General features: G+C 36.2%; 18 protein-coding genes. 12 read left to right on the top strand and 6 right to left on the bottom strand.

The window, feature by feature from the left end:
- Positions 1-2: 2 nt before the first annotated feature.
- From HF197_RS06920 to HF197_RS06895, 6 genes are all read right to left on the bottom strand, one after another.
- A complete protein-coding gene (locus tag HF197_RS06920) occupies positions 3-227 on the bottom strand; it encodes a gpW family head-tail joining protein (RefSeq protein ID WP_168464782.1) in 225 nt (74 codons plus the stop codon).
- Positions 228-2,057, bottom strand: a complete 1,830-nt coding sequence (locus HF197_RS06915) for a phage terminase large subunit family protein (RefSeq protein ID WP_168464781.1) — start codon at positions 2,055-2,057, stop codon at positions 228-230.
- On the bottom strand, positions 2,047-3,633 hold the full coding sequence (locus HF197_RS06910) for an ankyrin repeat domain-containing protein (RefSeq protein WP_168464780.1): 1,587 nt from the start codon (positions 3,631-3,633) through the stop codon (positions 2,047-2,049). Before HF197_RS06910 ends, HF197_RS06915 begins: the two co-directional genes overlap by 11 nt.
- A gap of 20 nt (positions 3,634-3,653) precedes the next feature.
- Entirely contained in the window at positions 3,654-4,133 is a 480-nt protein-coding gene (locus HF197_RS06905; protein ID WP_168464779.1) for a hypothetical protein, read from the bottom strand.
- A 33-nt stretch (positions 4,134-4,166) separates the two neighbouring features.
- The gene (locus tag HF197_RS06900; protein WP_168464778.1) at positions 4,167-5,402 is read right to left on the bottom strand and encodes a DNA modification methylase; all 1,236 of its coding nucleotides are present in this window, start codon (positions 5,400-5,402) and stop codon (positions 4,167-4,169) included.
- 228 nt (positions 5,403-5,630) lie between these two features.
- Entirely contained in the window at positions 5,631-6,119 is a 489-nt protein-coding gene (locus HF197_RS06895; RefSeq protein ID WP_168464967.1) for a crossover junction endodeoxyribonuclease RuvC, read from the bottom strand.
- 1,699 nt (positions 6,120-7,818) lie between these two features.
- Between HF197_RS06895 and HF197_RS06890 the strand changes: the two genes are divergently transcribed.
- The 12 genes from HF197_RS06890 to HF197_RS06835 all read left to right on the top strand — a co-directional run bounded on the left by HF197_RS06890 (position 7,819) and on the right by HF197_RS06835 (position 19,114).
- Entirely contained in the window at positions 7,819-8,880 is a 1,062-nt protein-coding gene (locus HF197_RS06890) for a Fic family protein (protein ID WP_246168491.1), read from the top strand.
- Positions 8,881-9,007: 127 nt separating this feature from the next.
- Entirely contained in the window at positions 9,008-9,499 is a 492-nt protein-coding gene (locus tag HF197_RS06885; protein ID WP_168464777.1) for a sigma-70 family RNA polymerase sigma factor, read from the top strand.
- Positions 9,500-9,728: 229 nt separating this feature from the next.
- Entirely contained in the window at positions 9,729-10,217 is a 489-nt protein-coding gene (locus HF197_RS06880; protein WP_168464776.1) for a sigma-70 family RNA polymerase sigma factor, read from the top strand.
- 251 nt (positions 10,218-10,468) lie between these two features.
- Positions 10,469-11,308 (top strand): ATP-binding protein, encoded by an 840-nt coding sequence (locus HF197_RS06875; protein ID WP_168464775.1) that lies wholly within the window; start codon positions 10,469-10,471, stop codon positions 11,306-11,308.
- A 17-nt stretch (positions 11,309-11,325) separates the two neighbouring features.
- Entirely contained in the window at positions 11,326-12,120 is a 795-nt protein-coding gene (locus HF197_RS06870) for an AAA family ATPase (RefSeq protein WP_168464774.1), read from the top strand.
- 55 nt (positions 12,121-12,175) lie between these two features.
- Entirely contained in the window at positions 12,176-12,670 is a 495-nt protein-coding gene (locus HF197_RS06865) for a hypothetical protein (RefSeq protein WP_168464773.1), read from the top strand.
- Positions 12,667-13,965 (top strand): AAA family ATPase, encoded by a 1,299-nt coding sequence (locus tag HF197_RS06860; RefSeq protein ID WP_168464772.1) that lies wholly within the window; start codon positions 12,667-12,669, stop codon positions 13,963-13,965. Before HF197_RS06865 ends, HF197_RS06860 begins: the two co-directional genes overlap by 4 nt.
- Before the next feature lie 512 nt (positions 13,966-14,477).
- Positions 14,478-15,809, top strand: a complete 1,332-nt coding sequence (ltrA, locus tag HF197_RS06855; protein WP_168464771.1) for a group II intron reverse transcriptase/maturase — start codon at positions 14,478-14,480, stop codon at positions 15,807-15,809.
- 45 nt (positions 15,810-15,854) lie between these two features.
- Entirely contained in the window at positions 15,855-17,933 is a 2,079-nt protein-coding gene (locus tag HF197_RS06850; RefSeq protein WP_168464962.1) for an AAA family ATPase, read from the top strand.
- On the top strand, positions 17,930-18,403 hold the full coding sequence (locus tag HF197_RS06845) for a hypothetical protein (RefSeq protein WP_168464770.1): 474 nt from the start codon (positions 17,930-17,932) through the stop codon (positions 18,401-18,403). Before HF197_RS06850 ends, HF197_RS06845 begins: the two co-directional genes overlap by 4 nt.
- Entirely contained in the window at positions 18,390-18,854 is a 465-nt protein-coding gene (locus HF197_RS06840) for a phage baseplate assembly protein V (protein ID WP_168464769.1), read from the top strand. The genes HF197_RS06845 and HF197_RS06840 overlap by 14 nt, the downstream gene beginning before the upstream one ends.
- 5 nt (positions 18,855-18,859) lie before the next feature.
- Positions 18,860-19,114 (top strand): PAAR domain-containing protein, encoded by a 255-nt coding sequence (locus HF197_RS06835; protein WP_168464768.1) that lies wholly within the window; start codon positions 18,860-18,862, stop codon positions 19,112-19,114.
- Positions 19,115-19,162: the final 48 nt, after the last annotated feature.

Raw genomic sequence — 19,162 nt, 5'->3', positions numbered from 1 at the left:
ATTTAAATTACCCCCTTATTAGTTGAAAAAATAATTTTCCTCTTTGGCTTCATCCCAGCAACTTTCAACTCAGCTTTGATTCTTTGCCTTAAATTCAATAGGTCATTTATCTGAATTTCTGCATATCGAACAACATGGTCACCATAGGCAATCGATACTACTCGTTCTCCTCTTTGGAGCTTTTTTATCGCTTTCTCAACTTGGTTTAAAAAATCTTCGGTATACATTTATTGCTCACTTATCCATTTGCTTTTGACTATTTTCTTTGACTTTTTACTTTCAGTTTTCTCGCTCAAGCTATTCCATTTATTCTCTGGCCAACGATCAATTCCCAGGGCAATAGATGCTGCTCTTGCATATATCCGACAATCAAGTGCTTCATTACGATCTCTTATCTTCTGCCACTCTTGTTTAGTATAGCCTTTGACTACTTTGGTAATTAATTGTTCTGCAGTAAGCTGTTTAAAATATTCAGGTGTATATTCTGGAAAATGACAATATCCAGGTGGAAATCCTTCCTCATTCTGCGAAATATTAAGTAATTGAAAAAGTTCTGACTTTAATATTGATACTCCAACTGGCCAGAGTTTCATTCCTCTGCGTAGTTTTTTCCCACTAACCGTTATATCAACTCTACTTGGGCTACTGAGCGGTACAAGGGCTTTGTTCACTCCTTTGACTGCCATAACTCTTCCTGATCCTTGATGACTTCTTGCCCAATTATATACTTCCTGAGCCATATACCCTGCATCAACTGCCATCATACTGATTGTATATTCCAAGCCATTCTCGCCAATAAAATGATGATTCAGTAATTCAGAAAGCTTATTCCAGATAACATCAGCCCCTGGGTCTCCTTCAAACACTTGATAATCAATCGACCAGCTCTTTCGACCTTTTCCCCAAGCAACAACTTCTATTTCCAGCCGATCTTTTTGTACATCAACTCCTGCGGTGAGAACTACTTCTCCTTCTGGTACTGTGCCAATTGGATAAGACTCTCTACGCTCAAAAAGCTTTTTCCAATCTGGTACTTCTCCTCTATCAACCCAGGTTTCTCCAAGCGTAGTATTTATCCAGACCTTCAGTAATTGTTCATTTTCCTTACTATGCAAAAATTCTGCTACTGCTTGACTCCATTTATACCAGCCAACTGGGCTATATAAACTTGAAATATGAAATCCTGCTATCTTTCCATCTTTTGTTGGATCAGTAACTCTCCACTCTCCCTTGGCAAGCATCTCTGTTTTTTGATGATTTTCTATTTTGCCTTTGCATTCAGTGCATTCATAATGTGCTGTTTTTGGGTCATTGTTTTCCCACTTAATTTGTGGCCATTTTAGCACTTGATAATGATTGCAGTGAGGACATGGTACAAAGAAATAACGTTTGTCAGAACTTTCAAATTCTTTTTCAATTCTGCTGATGCCATGAACTGTTGGTGTTGATACTAAAAAGATCTTTCGCCGCGTAAAAGTATTGGTTCGAGCGATACTGAGAAGAACTGGATCACCTTCACCGCTAGAGTCTCCAGGATACGCATCAATTTCATCAAGAAAGAGGTATTTTACTGGCATAGAGCGAAGGCCCACAGCGCTATTTGCTCCAGTGATTACTACCATGCCACCTGGAAACTCTTTACTTTGTACGGTGTTGCCTGAATCTCTTGACCTTGGATCTTTAACTTTGCTTTTGAGGCATGGCGTGCTATCAATAAGTGGAGCAAATCTTCCCTTAGACCAGCGCTTTCCCATTTCAACAGTTGGCTGTACAACAAGCATAGGACCAGGGGTTTGATCAATTACATAGCCAATCCAATTATTACCAGCCTCTGTTCCGCCAATCTGTGCTCCTTTCATGAATATTACTCTTTCAACTGAAGAAGAAGGTGAAAGTGAATCCATTATTTCTTTAAGATAAGGCGTTCTCTCAGTTCTCCATTTACCAGGTTCTGATGATGCAGTTTGCGAAAGAACACGATATTCATTTGCCCATTCTGAAACTTTAAGTAGTGGATCTGGCTTTAACCCCAAGTAAAAACTTGTACTATACACCATGTTGCCTACACCTACTTTCAGTATCAGTACTTTCTAAAACTTGTTTTTCATACACCTCTCTGGCTTGAAATTCTGCAACAGAGCTTTCTTCATCGGATGAGTTACTTTGAATTTCAACGTCGCTTAGTGTAGGAATAGATGTAGCTTCACTTGTCTTCTCACTTTCTAATTCAACAACCATTTTCTTTTGAAATTCTTTTTCTATGTACTTCTGAGTCAAATTACTCATTACTACTGCTACGATCAGTGCAAGTATTCCTATCACTATAGCAATTCCAATCTTATGATAGACCGCTACTAATCCTATTGCACATACTGCTATGAAAATATAGATTATGTTATTGTATTTTTTTACCCTTCTATCGGCTATTTTTCTCTCTTCCAGATATTTATTACTTAAAACATGAAACGTTGGAAAATTATTATCTCTACCAAACAGCACTATACTTTTTTCTTTCAGTAGTAGCTTTATTAGCTTTACATCATTTGCTTTTATTGCCTGTTGAAAAACATCTGTAGAGTCTGCTCCTTTTTTAAGCAGTAATTTCACTACATTAAATTTTCTATGCTTTGCTGCAAGATATATAGGTGATTGATCTTTATCGTTTACAACATCAACCTCTACTCCTTCTTTTAGAATATCATCCAGTAGCTCAACATATCCTCTTTCTGCTGCCAGGTGTAATAAACTGTTTTTTTCAGGTCCATATTTACTACTTATTAAAACTTTGATTATTTCAGGTCTATTTGCTTCTTTTGCATAACAAAATGGTGTTTTGCCACTATCATCCTTTACTAGCGGATCAATATCTTCTCGAGTTAGCAGAACCTCTATTGTTTTGAGCCTATCTGCATAGTGGAGCGGTGTTTTATTTTCATAATCTTGTAAATTGATTTTGGAATTTGGCGCATTTATTATGCATCTCATAATATCAAAGCATAAGTCTCGCCCATCATAATTACTGTTGCTTACAGCGTTGTGAAGTGGTGATAACTTCATCGAGCCTTGGCCTTTGCGAACTCTGTTAACATCCCCTCCAAGCTCCAGAAACAATTTTACTATTTCCAGTTGTTTATTGTTCACTGCATAGTGCATTGGAGTCTGATTTCGTGCATCAAAGACATCTATTGCAGCGTTTCCTTCTTTTACTAAAATTTTTACAATTTCTACATGTCCAATGCCTGCTGCCAAATGTAATGGTGTATGGTGCAAAGCATTTTTGCTATTCACGTCCACACCTTTTCTGATCAAATATCTAACTGCGTTAATCTCGCCCATCATTGCAGCTAAATGAAGTAAGCTATCTTCCTCTGACCCATATTTATTATTAATTAGAGCTTCTAATACTTCCTTCTTTACAACATTTCTTGCGTAATCCAGCGAGGTTTTACCTTCGTTATCTTCAATTAGTGGATTTATGTTTTTCTTGGTAAGCAGCAGTTCCACTAAGCTCAGTTCATCCAGTTTAATAGCACAGTGTAGTGGTGTCTTTCCATCTATTCCTTGAGCATTGATGTCTACTCCTGGTTGATTAATAAGACATCTAATTAACTCTAAGTGTAAGTTACTGGTCATTTAAGGTGTTTTTGGTTTGTTTATTTAGGCAACTCTTCCAAGGCAGTCCTAATCTCTTTTGTTAATTTTTCATGGATCTTTTCTGCCTCATTCATCGATGCAAGAAGTGCTGAAACTCTATCTGGAATATTGAGCAGATTGTTACGCACTACTCTTGCGGTGTTAAAAGCCTCACGCTTTACTTCTTCTATTGAGACAAGTTCACCAATTTCAGCTTTAGCCTTAGCTTCCAGTAACTTACCACGCTCTACTTCATTCTTAATTCTGGTTTTAAGAAGCATGGTTGAAAGTTCATTAGTATTTCTGCTTCTACCCTCTTCACCGTTTTTTCTTCTTTGTGGCTGACTTGGATCTCGAATTGTTTCAAGCGCGTTATTTGCTTGTTCTCTATCAATAAGGCCATCTTTCAGTTCTACAATCCCTTGTTTCACTAAATAACAGACATATTGCTTAGAAAACCCTTGTTCTCTTGCCCATTCTGTTTGTGTTATCCTTTCCACTTCTTTTTCTCCTTTTTTCCCTCTTTTTATTTTTTACTCTTGCGTTATCTCTTCCCTAATTTTTGAGAAAGTTTTTCCAGAGCTGGAAAGAATAGCCTCTCTTCCGGTATACACTTGCCAACGTTTTACCGTTACATCAACAAATATAGGATCCAGTTCAATTGTTCTGCATATTCTGCCTGTTCTCTCACATGCAATCAAAGTACTGCCAGACCCGCTAAAAGGATCAAGTACTATATCACCTGGCCTACTGCTATTGATTATTGCCCTTTCCATTAATTCTACTGGCTTCATTGTCGGGTGTAGAGAGTTATAAGCAGGCTTATCATAAGACCATAGGTCACTTTGACTCCTACCACCATACCACTGACGTTTGCTTCCATCTTTCCAACCATAGAGTATTGCTTCATACTGCCTTTGGTAATCAGCTCTTCCTATCGTAAAATGATTCTTTGCCCAGATGATAAATGTTGACCAACGTCCTCCTGCTTCTTCAAATACCTTTTGCAGCGTGGCAAGCTCAGATGATGATGAACAAATGTAAATTGCCCCTTTGGTGTTTGCTAAAATATGAGCACAAACATCATAGAGGAACAATTCGTACTTTTCTCCTTGATCATCATTCAATATTTTTCGATCATCTCTTTCCTGGCTAGCACCATAATCAACGTTATAAGGAGGATCACAAACGGTAATGTCAGCCATTTTGTCATCTAAAACCGCTTTAAATGAATCAATTACTTGACTATCACCACAGTAAATTTTATGATCACCTAAAATCCATAAATCTCCTGGTTTTGTGACTACTGACTTGCTTTTACAACTGTGTTCATTAAAATCAGCAAGGTCTTTTTCTTCCTCTTTATTTTCATCATCAAGAAAGCGTTGGATTTTTTCCAGTTCAAACCCAGTGAGCTTGAGGTCAAAATTTAAATCTTCTAAGTCCTGTAATTCAATTTTTAACAGATCATCGTCCCACTTTGCCCAGTTAGCTGATTCATTTGCTAGCAATCGAAAGGCTTTGGTTTGGGCATCACTTAAATTATCACTAAGGACCACCGGGATGCTTTCCATGCCAAGCTTTCTTGCAGCTTTAAGGCGTAAATGGCCATCAACCACCGTACCATCACTTTTTGCAACTATGGGAATACGAAAGCCAAATTCCCGAATAGATGCACACATTCTGTTAACCACAACGTCGTTTTTACGAGGATTTCTATCGTATTCGATGAGATTCCCAATTGGGTAATAGTGAAGCTCTAAGTTCATAGATTAAGGAATTAATAGAATTATAAAATTAGTCAATATTTAAAATCATTCTAACGCTAAAGAAGGCCCGAGCCTCGGACACCCAGTTCTCGTGTGAGTTGAGAAGGACCCGGAAAATTAGTTAATATATCGAGGATTATTCATTATTTTTATTGTAAGATTAAGTATTATAGTTAATTTATAAATCATTATTTCTAGTCCAGGTAGTATATTGAATACTTAAGTAATTTAGGTATTTTTCTTTATATCTTCATACTTTTTGTAATCAAAGCCAGAAGTAAAATGCTTTCGTGCCCAAAACATCAAAGCTAGTGCATCCGCCTCATTATCATCTACAGGACAAAAACCTCTATCTTGCACTGCTTGAATAACTTCGTTCTTACTTGCATTACCCTTACCAGCAATAAAGCGCTTTATAGTCTTAACAGGAACGCCCTTATATGGAATGTTATGCTCTTCACACCAAGCAGTCAAATGAGCTAAGAACCCACCATAGCAATGAGCCGCGTCAGTACCAAGGTGCCTTCTAACTTCCTCGAAATATACGGCAGAGATATTTTCAAGCTTCTGTTCAAGCCAGTTACGAAAACTTAAGAACTTCATTCCACCACCATTAAATCGGCTAGAGTGAAAACTTTCGCTACCACTATGAACTACTCCATTATGGAGAATAGCCCAGCCAGTTTGTTTGCCAAGATCAAGAGTAAGGATTTGCATAGCGTGATTTATAATATGTCGCATAATATATATACAATCAAAAATCGCAAAGTGTCTAAAAATTAACCAAAAAAATTTGAAAATGGTACAGAAAGCCTGTTTTAAGGTGCTTATTGATTTATAAGTTAATATTATTTGCTAAGTATTTAATTAGAGTATCTAGCTTGCCTAAAGCTTCATGGATGTTCTAGCGCAGTATAGGGCTGTATTCAGTTTTGCTATGCTACAGACGTTCTTTCGGTTGCGTGGAAAATTTCCTATCAAAGTCACAGATCTCACAGAAAAGCAGCTATTAGCGCTATTGTTGTAAAAGAGGAGTCTCTTTTGTTTCCTTCGCTCTTCCTTTTCTCTTTCCTTCTTCCTTTCCCTTTTTCTTCTTCTCTCCCTTGGCTTATGCTTTCGTGTATGTATGGTATGATTATTATTTTATTATTTATTATCTATATATGTTTATATACATATTATTATTTATAATATAAAATCTCCGGAAAATGGAAATCAGCTACTGTAGCGGGTTTCAGTGTTCCCAAATTTTGGCACTTTTAAAAAATCGGGAATCAAAAGTCTTATATAATAAATAGTAGAAAGCCTTGGAATATAGATGGTTTCATGGCGTCTATGTTTATTCCCATGTTTCCGGTATTTTTTTGGAAAGACTGGGAATTATAGGATTTCTGAAATGGATTTTTGTCTTCTAGGCAGGTAAAAGTATTGATATTATGGAAAGATCTAAGGTGCAAGATTATTTTAACTTTCTAATGTATTTTATTGTGATTTTAATATTTAGAATTACAATTCCTCATCCAAAGTGGAATCTCAGCCAAAGATCATCTTGATTAAAAGTTTAATATAATTCATAAATTAAGATACTGACAGAAAAGCGAACATGATGGTTATTTTAAAGGAACGACCATTTGTCTTATCAAATTTTTACTCACATTCGAGTTTTAAGGCATGCTACAGGCGCTCTTTGGGCAAAAGCACAATAATATTACCAAAAACCATAGATGCTCACAGAAAAGCAGATATGACTATTTTGGAGCTATTGTCAAATAAAGAGATACCTCCCTTCCTTTTCCTTTCTCTTTTCCCTCTTTACCTTCTCCCTTTTTCATTCTTCCTCTCTTCTTCTTTCCATTCTTTCGTGTATGTATGGTGTGGTTATTGTTTTATTATATTTATTATTATTATCTATATATGTTTATATACATATTATTATTTATAATATAAATCTCCGGAAAATGGAAATCAGCCACTGTAGCGGGTTTAAGTGTTCCCAGTTTTTTGTTATTTTGAAAAATCGGAAAGTAAATATGCTATATAGAAATGGCAGGAAGTCTTGTGATTTCGGTTACTTAATGCAGTTGATGTCTATTCTTAAGTTCCCGGCATTTTTTCGGGAAGGCTGGAAATTGCAGGATTTTTGAAATGACTTTTTGCCTTCTAGGTGGGTAAAAACGTTAGTATTATGGAAAAATATAGAATGTGAGATTATTTTAATTTTCTAGTATATTTCATTACTATTATAACGACTATTCTATAGCTGGCATTAAAAATTCAAGTAGAAAAAACTGAACAATTCTACAATCCTTCTTATATAATATTTAAAATTTTAACTTCTTTTACTTTGAAGCTTTCAGCTAATATGCTTTACTAATAGGATATTTTTGGATATAATTAGATACCATTAGGTAAAAATATGGATATGTTTAAGGTTTCAACCATTGTAATAACACCTGAAATGCTGAAATTGGTTGCTGAAATCGATGAGTTTAAAGGGGCATGGCAATTGCTTGGTAATTTGGCTCCAGAGCGTTTACAGATGCTAAAAAAAGTGGCAACAATTGAAAGCATTGGTTCCTCAACTCGTATTGAAGGGGTAAAGCTATCAGACCGTGAAGTAGAACAACTGTTATATAGTCTGGATACAAATTCATTTCGTTCCAGAGATGAGCAGGAAGTAGCTGGATATGCTTATGTTTGTGAAGAAGTGTTTCAAAATTTTGAAAACATGCCATTTACAGAAAATATCATAAAACAGCTTCATATTTGGCTTCTACAATTTTCTCATAAAGACCAGAGACACATGGGAGAATATAAGAAATTTCCAAATCATGTTGAGGCGTTTAATGAATCTGGCAAAAGCCTTGGTATAGTTTTTGAAACAGCTTCTCCATTTGAAACTCCTACAAAAATGGAAGAACTCATTTATTGGATTAGACAGCAATTGGAAACAAAATCGCTACACATCTTGCTTGTTATTGGTATCTTCATAGTTGTTTTTCTAGCTATTCACCCATTTCAAGACGGAAATGGAAGGCTATCACGTATACTCACAACTTTTTTATTGCTAAAGTCAGGGTATGTTTATGTGCCTTATAGTTCCCTTGAAAGCATAGTCGAAAGTAATAAGGAAAGCTACTATTTAGCCTTACGCCGCAGCCAACAATCATTAAAAACAGATAAACCGGACTTGAGTCCTTGGCTCACGTTTTTTCTGCGATCCCTACAGAAACAAAAAATTTACCTAGAGCAAAAAGTAGCCAACGAAAGGATGTTAAACCTCCATTTGTCCCCTCTTTCATCCCAAATATTATCGTTACTCAGCAAGCATGGGCGTCTTACAATTAGCGATCTGGAAAGTATTACCAAGGCAAATCGTAATACTTTGAAAAAGCATGTATTCAATTTGGTAAAAAGTAATCATATTGCCCAATATGGAAAAGGTAGAGCAACTTGGTACACTTTGCTGAATTCTTAGCCATTTTAGAGCTATTTTAATGATCATAGTTTTCATGTATCTTAATCTCTTTACAAATTTTCTCAAAAAAAGCTTGAACAACCCTGTAACTTTTCTTGTATAACATTTAATGTGAAAGTGAAGTTATATGAAATCTAAAAATTGCTACTATGGTGTTAATCCTATTGTAGTTGCACAAATAAGATTCTACACCAAATATCTCAAAGACTTTGAACATTTTGCTCATGAAGAACTTGAAGATATAGAACAAGAACTTCTATACCAGTCATGGCCTTATCTTAGCCGGTATGATGAAACTAAGGGTAACTTCTTCATCTTTGCTAACATGGTAATTAAAGGTCGTGCCTCCAACCTCATGAAAAAACAACAACGTAATAAGTATAGTGGCAAACCTTTTTCAGTTTTATCTGGTACGGCGTACCCAATTAACGAAGCTACGATCCGTATTGATGTAGAAAGTATCATTCCAACATTACCTGAAAAATGGCAAGATTTATGTAGGCAGCTTAAGTTTTTTGATCCAAGTGATATTGCCCAGATGAATAAAATAGCCAGAAGCACCGTGTACCACATTTTACAAAAGCTACGTGTTAAATTCAAAGCAGCACTGGCTTGCTAAAATATCTTTAATATAAACACATATTATCTTATAAATTTAATATAAAAAGCAAGAATATAAATAATTTATTCTAATCTTATTTAATTTTTAGAAAGTCTTATTCTCTAATCTAGTAAAATTAATAGTTGTCTTATTCTATTTTCTATAATAAATCAACTAGGACTTATTTAAATTCTGCGGAGTCTCGCCAAAATCATTATTTATAAGCCTTTAGTTATTAGAGGTTTATATGAAATCCAAAAATTCTTTTTTAGGAGTTAATACCACAGTCATTAGATGGGTAAAATACTATGCAAATCGTCTTAATTATAATAGATATTTTATTAATGAAAGTCTTGAAGATATAGAGCAGGAACTTTTTTGTGAAGTTTGGCCTCGTCTTAATCAATATGACGAAACAAGAGGTAGTTTTGGTACTTTTGTTGCTCAGCTAACCAGATCTTGTGCTAATAATCTACTACTTAAGCGCAAACGCACTGAATGCTTTATAGAATTCGACGTTGATGATGATATACCTGATCATAGATGTTTTGAGCACGATACAGCAGCACGTTTTGATGTAGATTATATATTTGCAACACTACTTGAACCTGAAAGAAGTATATGCGAACTACTTAAGTCATTTACAGCTACTGAAGTTGCTAAAATCACAGGAATGCCAAGAACAACCATATATAACATCCTCAAGCAAATACGTGATAAATTTTCACATTTTTAGACATATTTGCATAGCAGCTTTGTAGTGAGGTATTAAAAATTTTATAGCAGCTTTTAAGTGGGAAAATTTTCTTAATTTTTAGACACTTGGCGATTTTTGATTGTATATATATGTATACGCTGCTTACAAAAGTGAATAGCTGTTTTTGCTTGTATATTTTAGTGAAAAAAATTCTTAATTTTTAGACACATTGGTGTTTTTGATTGTATATATATGTATACGCTGCTTACAAAAGTGAATAAGAGGCTAAAATGAAAATAATAAATAGCAATGAACGACTAAAAGTTCAAACAGGTATAAAAATGGTCATCTTTGGTCCTTACGGTATAGGTAAAACTAGTCTCTTAAAGACTTTAGATGAGCCAACACTTTGTCTTGATTTTGAAGCTGGACTTCTTGCTGTTCAAGATTGGCAAGGAGATTCTATCAATATTCGTACCTGGAATCAAGCTCGGGATATTGCCTGCCTAATTGGTGGTCCAAATCCTGCATTAAAAGCTGATTCAGCTTATAGTCAAAGACATTACGATTATGTGTCTAGTAAGTACAAAGAGCTTCTTTCAGAGTTTTCTAAATATCGATGTATTTTCATTGACAGTATTACAGTAGCATCACGTCTTTGTCTATTATGGGCAAAAATGCAACCTGAAGCTTTTTCTGAAAGAAACGGCAAACAAGATATGAGAGCTGCATATGGATTACTTGCTCAGGAGATGATGGCTTGGCTCAATCAGTTTCAGCATATTCCGAGTAAAGACATTATTACAGTTGGCACTTTAGGTCAATACCTAGATGATTTCAACCGTCCAACTTGGCTTCCTCAGTGTGAGGGGGCTAAGACTGCCAGTGAAATACCTGGAATTGTTGATGAAGTAATTAGTATGGTTGCAATCAAGAAAGAGGATGGTACAGAGAAACGTTCATTTGTCTGTCATACCATCAATCCTTGGGGTTATCCTGCTAAAGATCGTAGTGGCTCTCTTGATATGGTTGAAGAGCCACATCTGGGAAAATTACTTACGAAAATTAAAGCTAAGGCCTTCACTTTTTCTACTGCTTCTACTACTACTCAATTTGTTGCACACAATTAACTTTTGGAGGGTTACTTATGCTACAAGATTTTCTGAATATCGGTCAAAAGATTCCTTTTTTCAGTATGAAGGAATATTTGAATGATCGGTTGCCTATTCCAGAGGATATAATTTCACCAAGGATTTTAACTCAGAGAGGTTTACTAGTATTTGGTGGTCCACCTAAGATTGGAAAGAGTGATTTTTTGATTTCTTGGCTAGTTCATATGGCTGCTGGAGTTTCGTTTCTCGGAATGGCGCCAAGTCGTCCTATGAAAATTTTCTATATGCAAACTGAAATCGAGTATGAATACATGAAAGAGCGTTTGCAACAACTTCAACTTAATAACGAACTTTTGGATATAGCTGCTAATAACTTAGTTATTACTCCAAAGGTGCAAATATCATTTAGTGGTGAAGAGATAAACAAGATAAAAGAAATTGTCAAAGAGCGCTTTAAACCTGATATTGTGGCCATAGATCCTCTTCGGAACATCTTTAGCAGTGAATATGGCAATGAAAATGATAATAGTGCTATGCTATTCTTCCTGCAAAAAACGCTTGAAAAATTACGTAATGCTATTAATCCAGATGCGGGCATAATACTCACCCACCACACGAAAAAATTATCTAAGAAAATGCTCGAGGAAGATCCATTTCAAGGTTTAAGTGGTGCTGGGTCTTTGCGCGGATTCTACAGTACTGGAATGGTCATGTTTGCACAAGATGAAGAAGGCACTGCACGTCAAATAGTTTTTGAATTGCGTAATGGTGAACGAGTTCCAAACAAGCTTGTTGATAAACTAAATGGGCGTTGGCAAATAGTGGGATAGCTAAACATTCCTACACTTTTTTTAACTTTAAAAATCAACTCATGGGGGTAATTTTATGCTACAAGACCTTTTAACTGATTTTAACAATGTAAAACCGTATAGTAATTTAATACCAAAGGGCACAATAGTGAAGGTAAAGATGGCAATTAAGCCAGGGAATTGCGAGTGTTGGTTTACTAGAAGTCTTGCTACTAACAGCATCTATTTAAATGCAGAATTTACTGTCATTGAAGGACCATATGCAAAACATAAGATCTATCAAATGATTGGTATTAAAAGTGGCAAAGCAGAAGATGGAGAAGATAGCTGGGGAGATTCAGGACGTTCTATGCTGAGAAGTATTTTGGAATCAGCCCGTAATATTCATTCGGATGACACTTCAGAAAAAGCAGTTCTTGCTCGAAAACTTAACTCCATTGCAGATTTAAATGGGTTAGAATTTACAGCAAAAGTGGGCATTGAAACCGATACTAGGTACGGAGATAGGAATAGAATTACTGCAGTCACTACTCCATACAGAGGCTCTGAAGCAGATTGGGTGCCATTTTGAAGTACGATGAAAGCAAGCTGTGGACTGCTGTTATTACTAGAGGTATTCATGATGCAGTAGGAAAAAGTCATACACTTAAGAAAGAAGCTCGTAAGTGGATCCACAGTTCACAATCTTTTGAAACCGTTTGTGAGCTCGCTAACCTTGACTTTAAATGTCTAAAAAACATGTTGAATAAAATTGGAATAAATAAAGAGGATTTTATGGATTTTTCACCTAAGAAAGTTTTAGAAATAAAACCGCTGTTAATTAATAACCTTAAGGATTGTTTATCTTACTTGCTTCCTGGTGGTAAATTTTATTCGAAGGGATTTTATATTGGCAGTATAAATGGAGAGAAAATTATGGTTGAAACCACAGGAAAAAAAGTAGGAGATTGGTATAACTTTAACAAAAAAACTAAGGGTGATATAATTAAATTGTGGACCTTAGTTTTAGGTGACATAAATCTTGCTGAAGAGTGGGTTAAACGTATTGAAAAGGCATCCGAAAAAGTGGAAGTTTTACCGTTAAACAAAACTACAGCATTTTCTGTAGGACAGTACTTAAATGATCAATCGCCTATGCCAAGAGATATAATAGCTCCAAGGATTCTAACTCCAGGTGGTCTTTTAGTCATAGGTGGCACTCCAAAAGTCGGAAAGAGTAATTTTTTACTTTCTCTATTAGTACACTTGGCTGCTGGAGTACCATTTCTGGGTATGAAGCCTGTAAAACCACTAAAGATATTCTATCTGCAAAATGAAATGGAATATGATTATATAAGAGAGCGCTTGCAGCAACTTAGAATAAATCAAAAATTTCTTGATGTAGCAACAGAAAACTTAGCTATTACACCGAAGATGAAGTTAACCTTAAATTCTGAAGGCATAGAAAAAATGAAAGGGATTATGGCAGAAAAATTTGATACAAAAACCGTTGATCTCATTGTCATAGACTCTCTTTATAATGTTGTTGATTGCGGAAATAATAAGTCTATGCTTAACTTTTTGCAGGATGGAATTGAAAAACTAAGGTCCATAACTAATCCTACAGGAGGAATAATCCTTACACATCATACTAAGAAAGTACCAACAACTGTATTGGCAAAAAATCCATTTCAGAGCCTCAGTGGTGCGGGAATTCTAAGAAGTTTCTACACATCTGGAATAGTAATGTTTAGGCCTAATGAGCACAAAAATATTCTACAAGTAATGTACGAGCTAAGAAATGGAAGGCCTATACCGACAAAATTTATCAATGAAGCCAATGGGCACTGGAAAATATCCAATATCGTAGCTACGGGTGCGCCGTAGAGACACGGAAAGTGTTGAAGCTGCATGACAGATGAGGGTGGGCCCCTCAAAGCCGGTTTGCAAGAGCAGGCTTTAAACAACCATAAGCTGCTTTGGTAAAGAGCCAAGGTAGTGAGCATTATGGAAAAGGCGCAATTATGCGTCATGTGTGGAGTAGAGAGATGAACGAAAGTGAACCACTGACGAAGTGTCGAAAACGATTTAGGTGGCGTCAAAACCAGGGGGTCTGTAGTAACCTGGGATAAGTCTATCAGGAGCTTGTTTACTGGGTAGATGGCGTCCGGCATAGAGGTGGCATGAATCTATTTCAGGCTGTTGTACGGAACTACGGGAACCTGTCGTTTCGATGATAAGGGAGAAATCCAAGGAGCTAAACTCTAAGGATGAGAGTACCGATGCGAAGAACAGGGGCGGATCAGCTCGTAGTAGTGAAGAAGTTTCTGTAATAGAAATGGAGCGAAGGGGCTGAGTTATTTAGTTTTAATTATTTATCAACCGCAAGGGAGGAGTTAATGAATAAAACAAAGTCTTTTGATATACCGAAGCAACTTATTTGGAGAGCTTATAAACAAGTATCGAAAAATAAGGGTGCTGCTGGTGTAGATGAGGTCTCGATAACAAAGTTTGAGGAAAATCTAAAAGATAATCTATACAAACTATGGAATCGGATGTCATCTGGAAGTTATTTTCCGGAAGCTGTAAAGGCTGTTGCAATACCGAAAGGTACAGGAGGAGGACAAAGAATTTTAGGTGTTCCTTCAGTATTCGATAGGATAGGGCAAACAGCCGCTGCTATGTATCTGGAACCGCTAGTAGAGCCAAAATTTCACGAAGACTCATATGGTTATAGACCAAATAAATCTGCACTGGACGCGGTAGACACAGCGCGTAAAAGATGCTGGAGGTACGATTGGACGATAGATCTTGACATATCGGGATTTTTCGACAATTTGGACCACGAGCTAGCATTGCAAGCTATCAAAAGACACACAGACTGCAAATGGGTCATACTGTATGCTGAAAGATGGATGAAAGCTCCAATTCAACTAGCAGATGGCAGTAAGGTAGTTAGGGAAAAAGGAGTTCCGCAAGGAGGTTCAATAAGCCCTATGATCTCAAACATATTTATGCATCATGTATTTGATGAATGGATGAGACAAAAGTACCCAACAATACCATTTGAAAGATATGTGGATGATGCGGTAGTACATTGTAAGACTCGTAAGCAGGCAGAATTTATGAAAGTAATGATCGAAGAAAGATTGGCTGAATATAAGCTAAAGTTACATCCTGAAAAGACACAAATTGTGTACTGTAAAGATGATAATAGGAAAAGTGAATTTCCTAAGCAAAGTTTTGACTTTCTGGGTTACACATTTAGACCCAGATTAGCAAGAAATAAAATAGGAAAGAATTTTGTTTCATTTCTCCCTGCAATTAGCAACAAGGCCAAGAAAGATATTACTACAACCATAAGATCATGGAAAATACTACAAAGTACACATAAAACGTTAGAGGAAATATCAAAGATAGTAAATCCAATAGTCAGAGGCTGGTATCAGTACTATGGCAGATTCTGCAAAACCGAGATATACAAACCTCTAAAGAACGTAGAGCGGCATCTAGAAAAGTGGGTCAGAAGAAAATACAAGAAACTTCGAAATCATGGAAGACTAGCAAGGCAACTTCTAGGAAAAATGAGGAAAAAGGGACCTGATATTTTCTATCACTGGACATTAGGCTTAGGTCAAAAGGTGAATAATGGAAGCTGTGTGAGTCGAGAGGTTCATGCACAGTTTTGCGAGGGGCTGGTGGGGAAGTTCCACCGGTCTACTCTCCCTTAGTCCACTTTTATATTAGTTAGATTTTCAAAATTTTTGGAGGACTTTATGGGTATCTATTGCGATTTTAATACTGCAGCACCGCAAAGAAATGGACATTATAAGCCATTAGAAGAGAAAGAACATCTGAAAGCTCAGCTTTCGTTGAACATCAGATCTTGTCTTTCTTACCTGCTACCAAGAGGAACGTTTCGTGGTGATAAATTTTATGTAGGTGACGTATATGGTCATAAGGGAAAGAGTTTAGTGGTGGAGTTAACTGGTAATAAAGCAGGACTCTGGCACGATTTTGCAACTGGAAAAGGAGGTGATATCTTCGACCTTTGGTCTGCTGTTACTGGAAAAAATCAATTCACTGAAACTATAGCAGATATTTCTAAGTGGATTGGTTATGCAAGAGAGCAAAGAACTAATGAAATGCTAGGACAACCAACTTCATCCTGGAATTACTATGGTGAAAATGATCAAATTATTGCTACAGTTTATCGTTATGACACTGACAAAGGTAAACGATATCTTCCGTTTGATGTTAAAAAATCCAGCTTTACTGCACCTGAGATAAGACCTTTGTACAACATTCCTGGTATACTAAAATCCGATAGAGTTGTTTTAGTTGAAGGTGAAAAATGTGCAGAAACTCTTATAGAGCAAGGTATTACCGCAACAACTGCAATGTCAGGAGCAAATGCACCAATAGAAAAAACAGACTGGTCACCACTAAAAGGTAAACACGTTATCGTTTGGCCAGATAATGATGAGCCAGGAAAACAGTACGCTGAAAAGGCTGTAAAAAAGCTTTCCTCGCTTGGTGTTGCGTCACTAGCTATAATTGATATACCATGTGATAAACCTCAAGGTTGGGATTCTGCTAATTGCACAGAAGAAAATATTTCCGAGTTTATTGAAAATAATTCAAGAAAAATAGTCATTAAGCGAATGCTTAATATTTTAGACTGGAGTGTTGATCATTATGTAGGTCCTGCACCAGAACAAAGATTTCTCGTAGAAGGATTATTTCCTCTTGGTGTTACATCTATTCTAGCTGCAATGGGAGATACTGGTAAAGGTATGCTTCTTCTTGATTTAGCCCTTAAAGTTGCAAGTAATAAAGATCAAACATGTGGTTTTGGTCCTTTGGTTACTGAGCATGGATCTGTAGTTATTTTCTCGGCAGAGGACGATGCAGATGAAATACACCGCCGCTTAGAACGCCTTGACCCTAAGTGTGATAGATTAAAATGTAAAGATAAATTGTTTATAGTACCATTACCAAGTGCTGGTGGACCTTTTGCTATACTGAAAAGTGCTCGTGGTAAAGCTCCAGAAACTTTGCCTAAGTTTGAAGATGTTTGCAAGCAGTTAAGTGAAATTGAAAATTTAAAATTAATAGTATTTGATCCTTTAGTATCATTTGTACAAGCAGATATAAATTCAGACCCGGAAGTAGGATGGCAGCTAATGGGGTTGCTTGCAAGCTTAGCACATGAAACAGGAGCATCTGTAATTGTAGCGCATCATATGAGAAAACCCAGAGGTGGTGAATTAATTTCTACAGCAGAGCAAGCAAGAGATGCAATAAGAGGTACTACGGCACTTGTTGATGGAGTTAGATGTTCTTTTGCCTTATGGCCTGCACCTATAGAACAACAGAATTTAGTATTTAGTAAGTTAAGAATTGCAAGAATCAGTAACTTTGTTTACCAAGGTGCCGTTGTTAAATCAAATGGATCAACAGACAGAAACGTAAGGACTTATCTACGTGCATCAAATGGCTTGCTTGAAGATGTATCTGAGCAGCTTGAGATAAAAACAGTCTCTGATGAGTATTTAAAAAAGGTATTATTACAGGCTATTGAAATTTCAGCGCGAGAGGGTCATCCATTTACACATACAGGTGGTCCAGGAGTATTTAAACAAAGACATAGATTACCAACTGCATTGCACGAGATCAGTAAACACAGACTTGAGCGGCTAGTGCAAGATCTATTAAATGAAAAGAAAGTAATAAAAGGTATGGCACAGGACTCTAAGGAAGATAAGTGGCTTGATGTAATAACTGGTCCATTTGCAAAAGGAGAAGGTAAATTTCAGCTAGGTGCAGGGAATTTTAAAATAGCTGACTTATGAATTGGAACGAGTTACATGAAGCAATTTGCACTACGCTGAAGAGAGAAATTCCAATGATACAAACATGCGGGGTTTACCCAACAATCAGAAAAGAATTGATAGCTCCTGCAGTCTTTGTAGAACTTTCAGGTTTAGAAGCAGGAAAAGATCCTGGCACAGAAGAACTTGCGTTAAGGGCTAGATTTGAAGCTCGAGTTATAATTGATTCTACAATAGAAAACGCTTCTATAGTTGTGAGATCTCTAGCTGCTGAAGTGGCAAAAATTGTAAACAAAAACACTTGGAATATGAATATTTCACCTGCTGAATTTATATCTGCGGAGCAGGATGGATTTCGTCCGGAATTAGATGCATATTACGTCTGGTTGATTGAGTGGAGACATGAGCTTCATTTAGGAGAGTCCATCTGGAAAGAGAGCAAAATTAAACCACATAAAATAGAAATTGGGGAAATCAGTGTTGGAAAGTAATTTTGCAATTTCAGAGTTACAGAGGAAATTAGCTAATATTGTCCGTATTGGGCTTATCAAAGAAGTGGATTATGAAAAAGCAATGGTAAAAGTCAAAATAGGTGAATTTTTAACAGATTGGCTGCCGTGGATAACAAATAGAGCTGGAAAAGATAGCAGTTGGTTCCCACCAGACATTGATGAGCAAGTGGTGATATTTTCTCCACTGGGTGAATTATCTTTAGGAGTAGTGCTCTCTGGAATATATCAACAAAAGTATTCTGCTCAGGAAAGTAAAAAAGAGATAAATTGCTTTTTATTTGAAGACGGGACAAAAATATCATATGACAAGAAAAACCATCACTTGGAAATATCTGTAGTTGATAAGATTACTTTTAGGGTTGGAGAGTCAGAAATAGAAATGACAAAAAATAGTATAAAACTTAAAGCAAACAGGATAGATTTAAACTGAAAAATATGAGTAAAGGAATTGTACGTTTAGGGGATTATTGCACAGAGATTTCTCCGCATTTTTGCATAGGTGGAAGTAATAATGTACTTGCAAATGGTTATCCTGTTTGTCGAAAAGGTGATAATTGGAGTGAAGGTAAAAAAGTAATTGAAGGATCAAAAATTGTGTTTGCAAATGGCTATGGTATAGCAAGATTTGGTGATATGGTTTCATGTGGTTTTAAGGTAATAAGTGGTAGCAGAAATGTCTTTGTGGAATAAATATTATAGCTTTACCAATAAATGACGGAGGCATAAAACATTAAATGT

Source organism: Wolbachia endosymbiont of Ctenocephalides felis wCfeT, from assembly GCF_012277295.1.
Taxonomy (GTDB): Bacteria; Pseudomonadota; Alphaproteobacteria; order Rickettsiales; family Anaplasmataceae; genus Wolbachia.
Note: the sequence above shows the minus strand (reverse complement) of the source record. Positions and strands in the feature narration are given on the sequence as shown.

Bases quoted from the DNA above. Each gene is read 5' to 3' on its own strand.
- HF197_RS06920 (WP_168464782.1), bottom strand. From the start codon at position 227: ATGTATACCGAAGATTTTTTAAACCAAGTTGAGAAAGCGATAAAAAAG.
- HF197_RS06915 (WP_168464781.1), bottom strand. From the start codon at position 2,057: ATGGTGTATAGTACAAGTTTTTACTTGGGGTTAAAGCCAGATCCACTA.
- HF197_RS06910 (WP_168464780.1), bottom strand. From the start codon at position 3,633: ATGACCAGTAACTTACACTTAGAGTTAATTAGATGTCTTATTAATCAA.
- HF197_RS06900 (WP_168464778.1), bottom strand. From the start codon at position 5,402: ATGAACTTAGAGCTTCACTATTACCCAATTGGGAATCTCATCGAATAC.
- HF197_RS06895 (WP_168464967.1), bottom strand. From the start codon at position 6,119: ATGCAAATCCTTACTCTTGATCTTGGCAAACAAACTGGCTGGGCTATT.
- HF197_RS06890 (WP_246168491.1), top strand. From the start codon at position 7,819: ATGGATATGTTTAAGGTTTCAACCATTGTAATAACACCTGAAATGCTG.
- HF197_RS06885 (WP_168464777.1), top strand. From the start codon at position 9,008: ATGAAATCTAAAAATTGCTACTATGGTGTTAATCCTATTGTAGTTGCA.
- HF197_RS06880 (WP_168464776.1), top strand. From the start codon at position 9,729: ATGAAATCCAAAAATTCTTTTTTAGGAGTTAATACCACAGTCATTAGA.
- HF197_RS06875 (WP_168464775.1), top strand. From the start codon at position 10,469: ATGAAAATAATAAATAGCAATGAACGACTAAAAGTTCAAACAGGTATA.
- HF197_RS06870 (WP_168464774.1), top strand. From the start codon at position 11,326: ATGCTACAAGATTTTCTGAATATCGGTCAAAAGATTCCTTTTTTCAGT.
- HF197_RS06865 (WP_168464773.1), top strand. From the start codon at position 12,176: ATGCTACAAGACCTTTTAACTGATTTTAACAATGTAAAACCGTATAGT.
- ltrA (WP_168464771.1), top strand. From the start codon at position 14,478: ATGAATAAAACAAAGTCTTTTGATATACCGAAGCAACTTATTTGGAGA.
- HF197_RS06850 (WP_168464962.1), top strand. From the start codon at position 15,855: ATGGGTATCTATTGCGATTTTAATACTGCAGCACCGCAAAGAAATGGA.
- HF197_RS06845 (WP_168464770.1), top strand. From the start codon at position 17,930: ATGAATTGGAACGAGTTACATGAAGCAATTTGCACTACGCTGAAGAGA.
- HF197_RS06835 (WP_168464768.1), top strand. From the start codon at position 18,860: ATGAGTAAAGGAATTGTACGTTTAGGGGATTATTGCACAGAGATTTCT.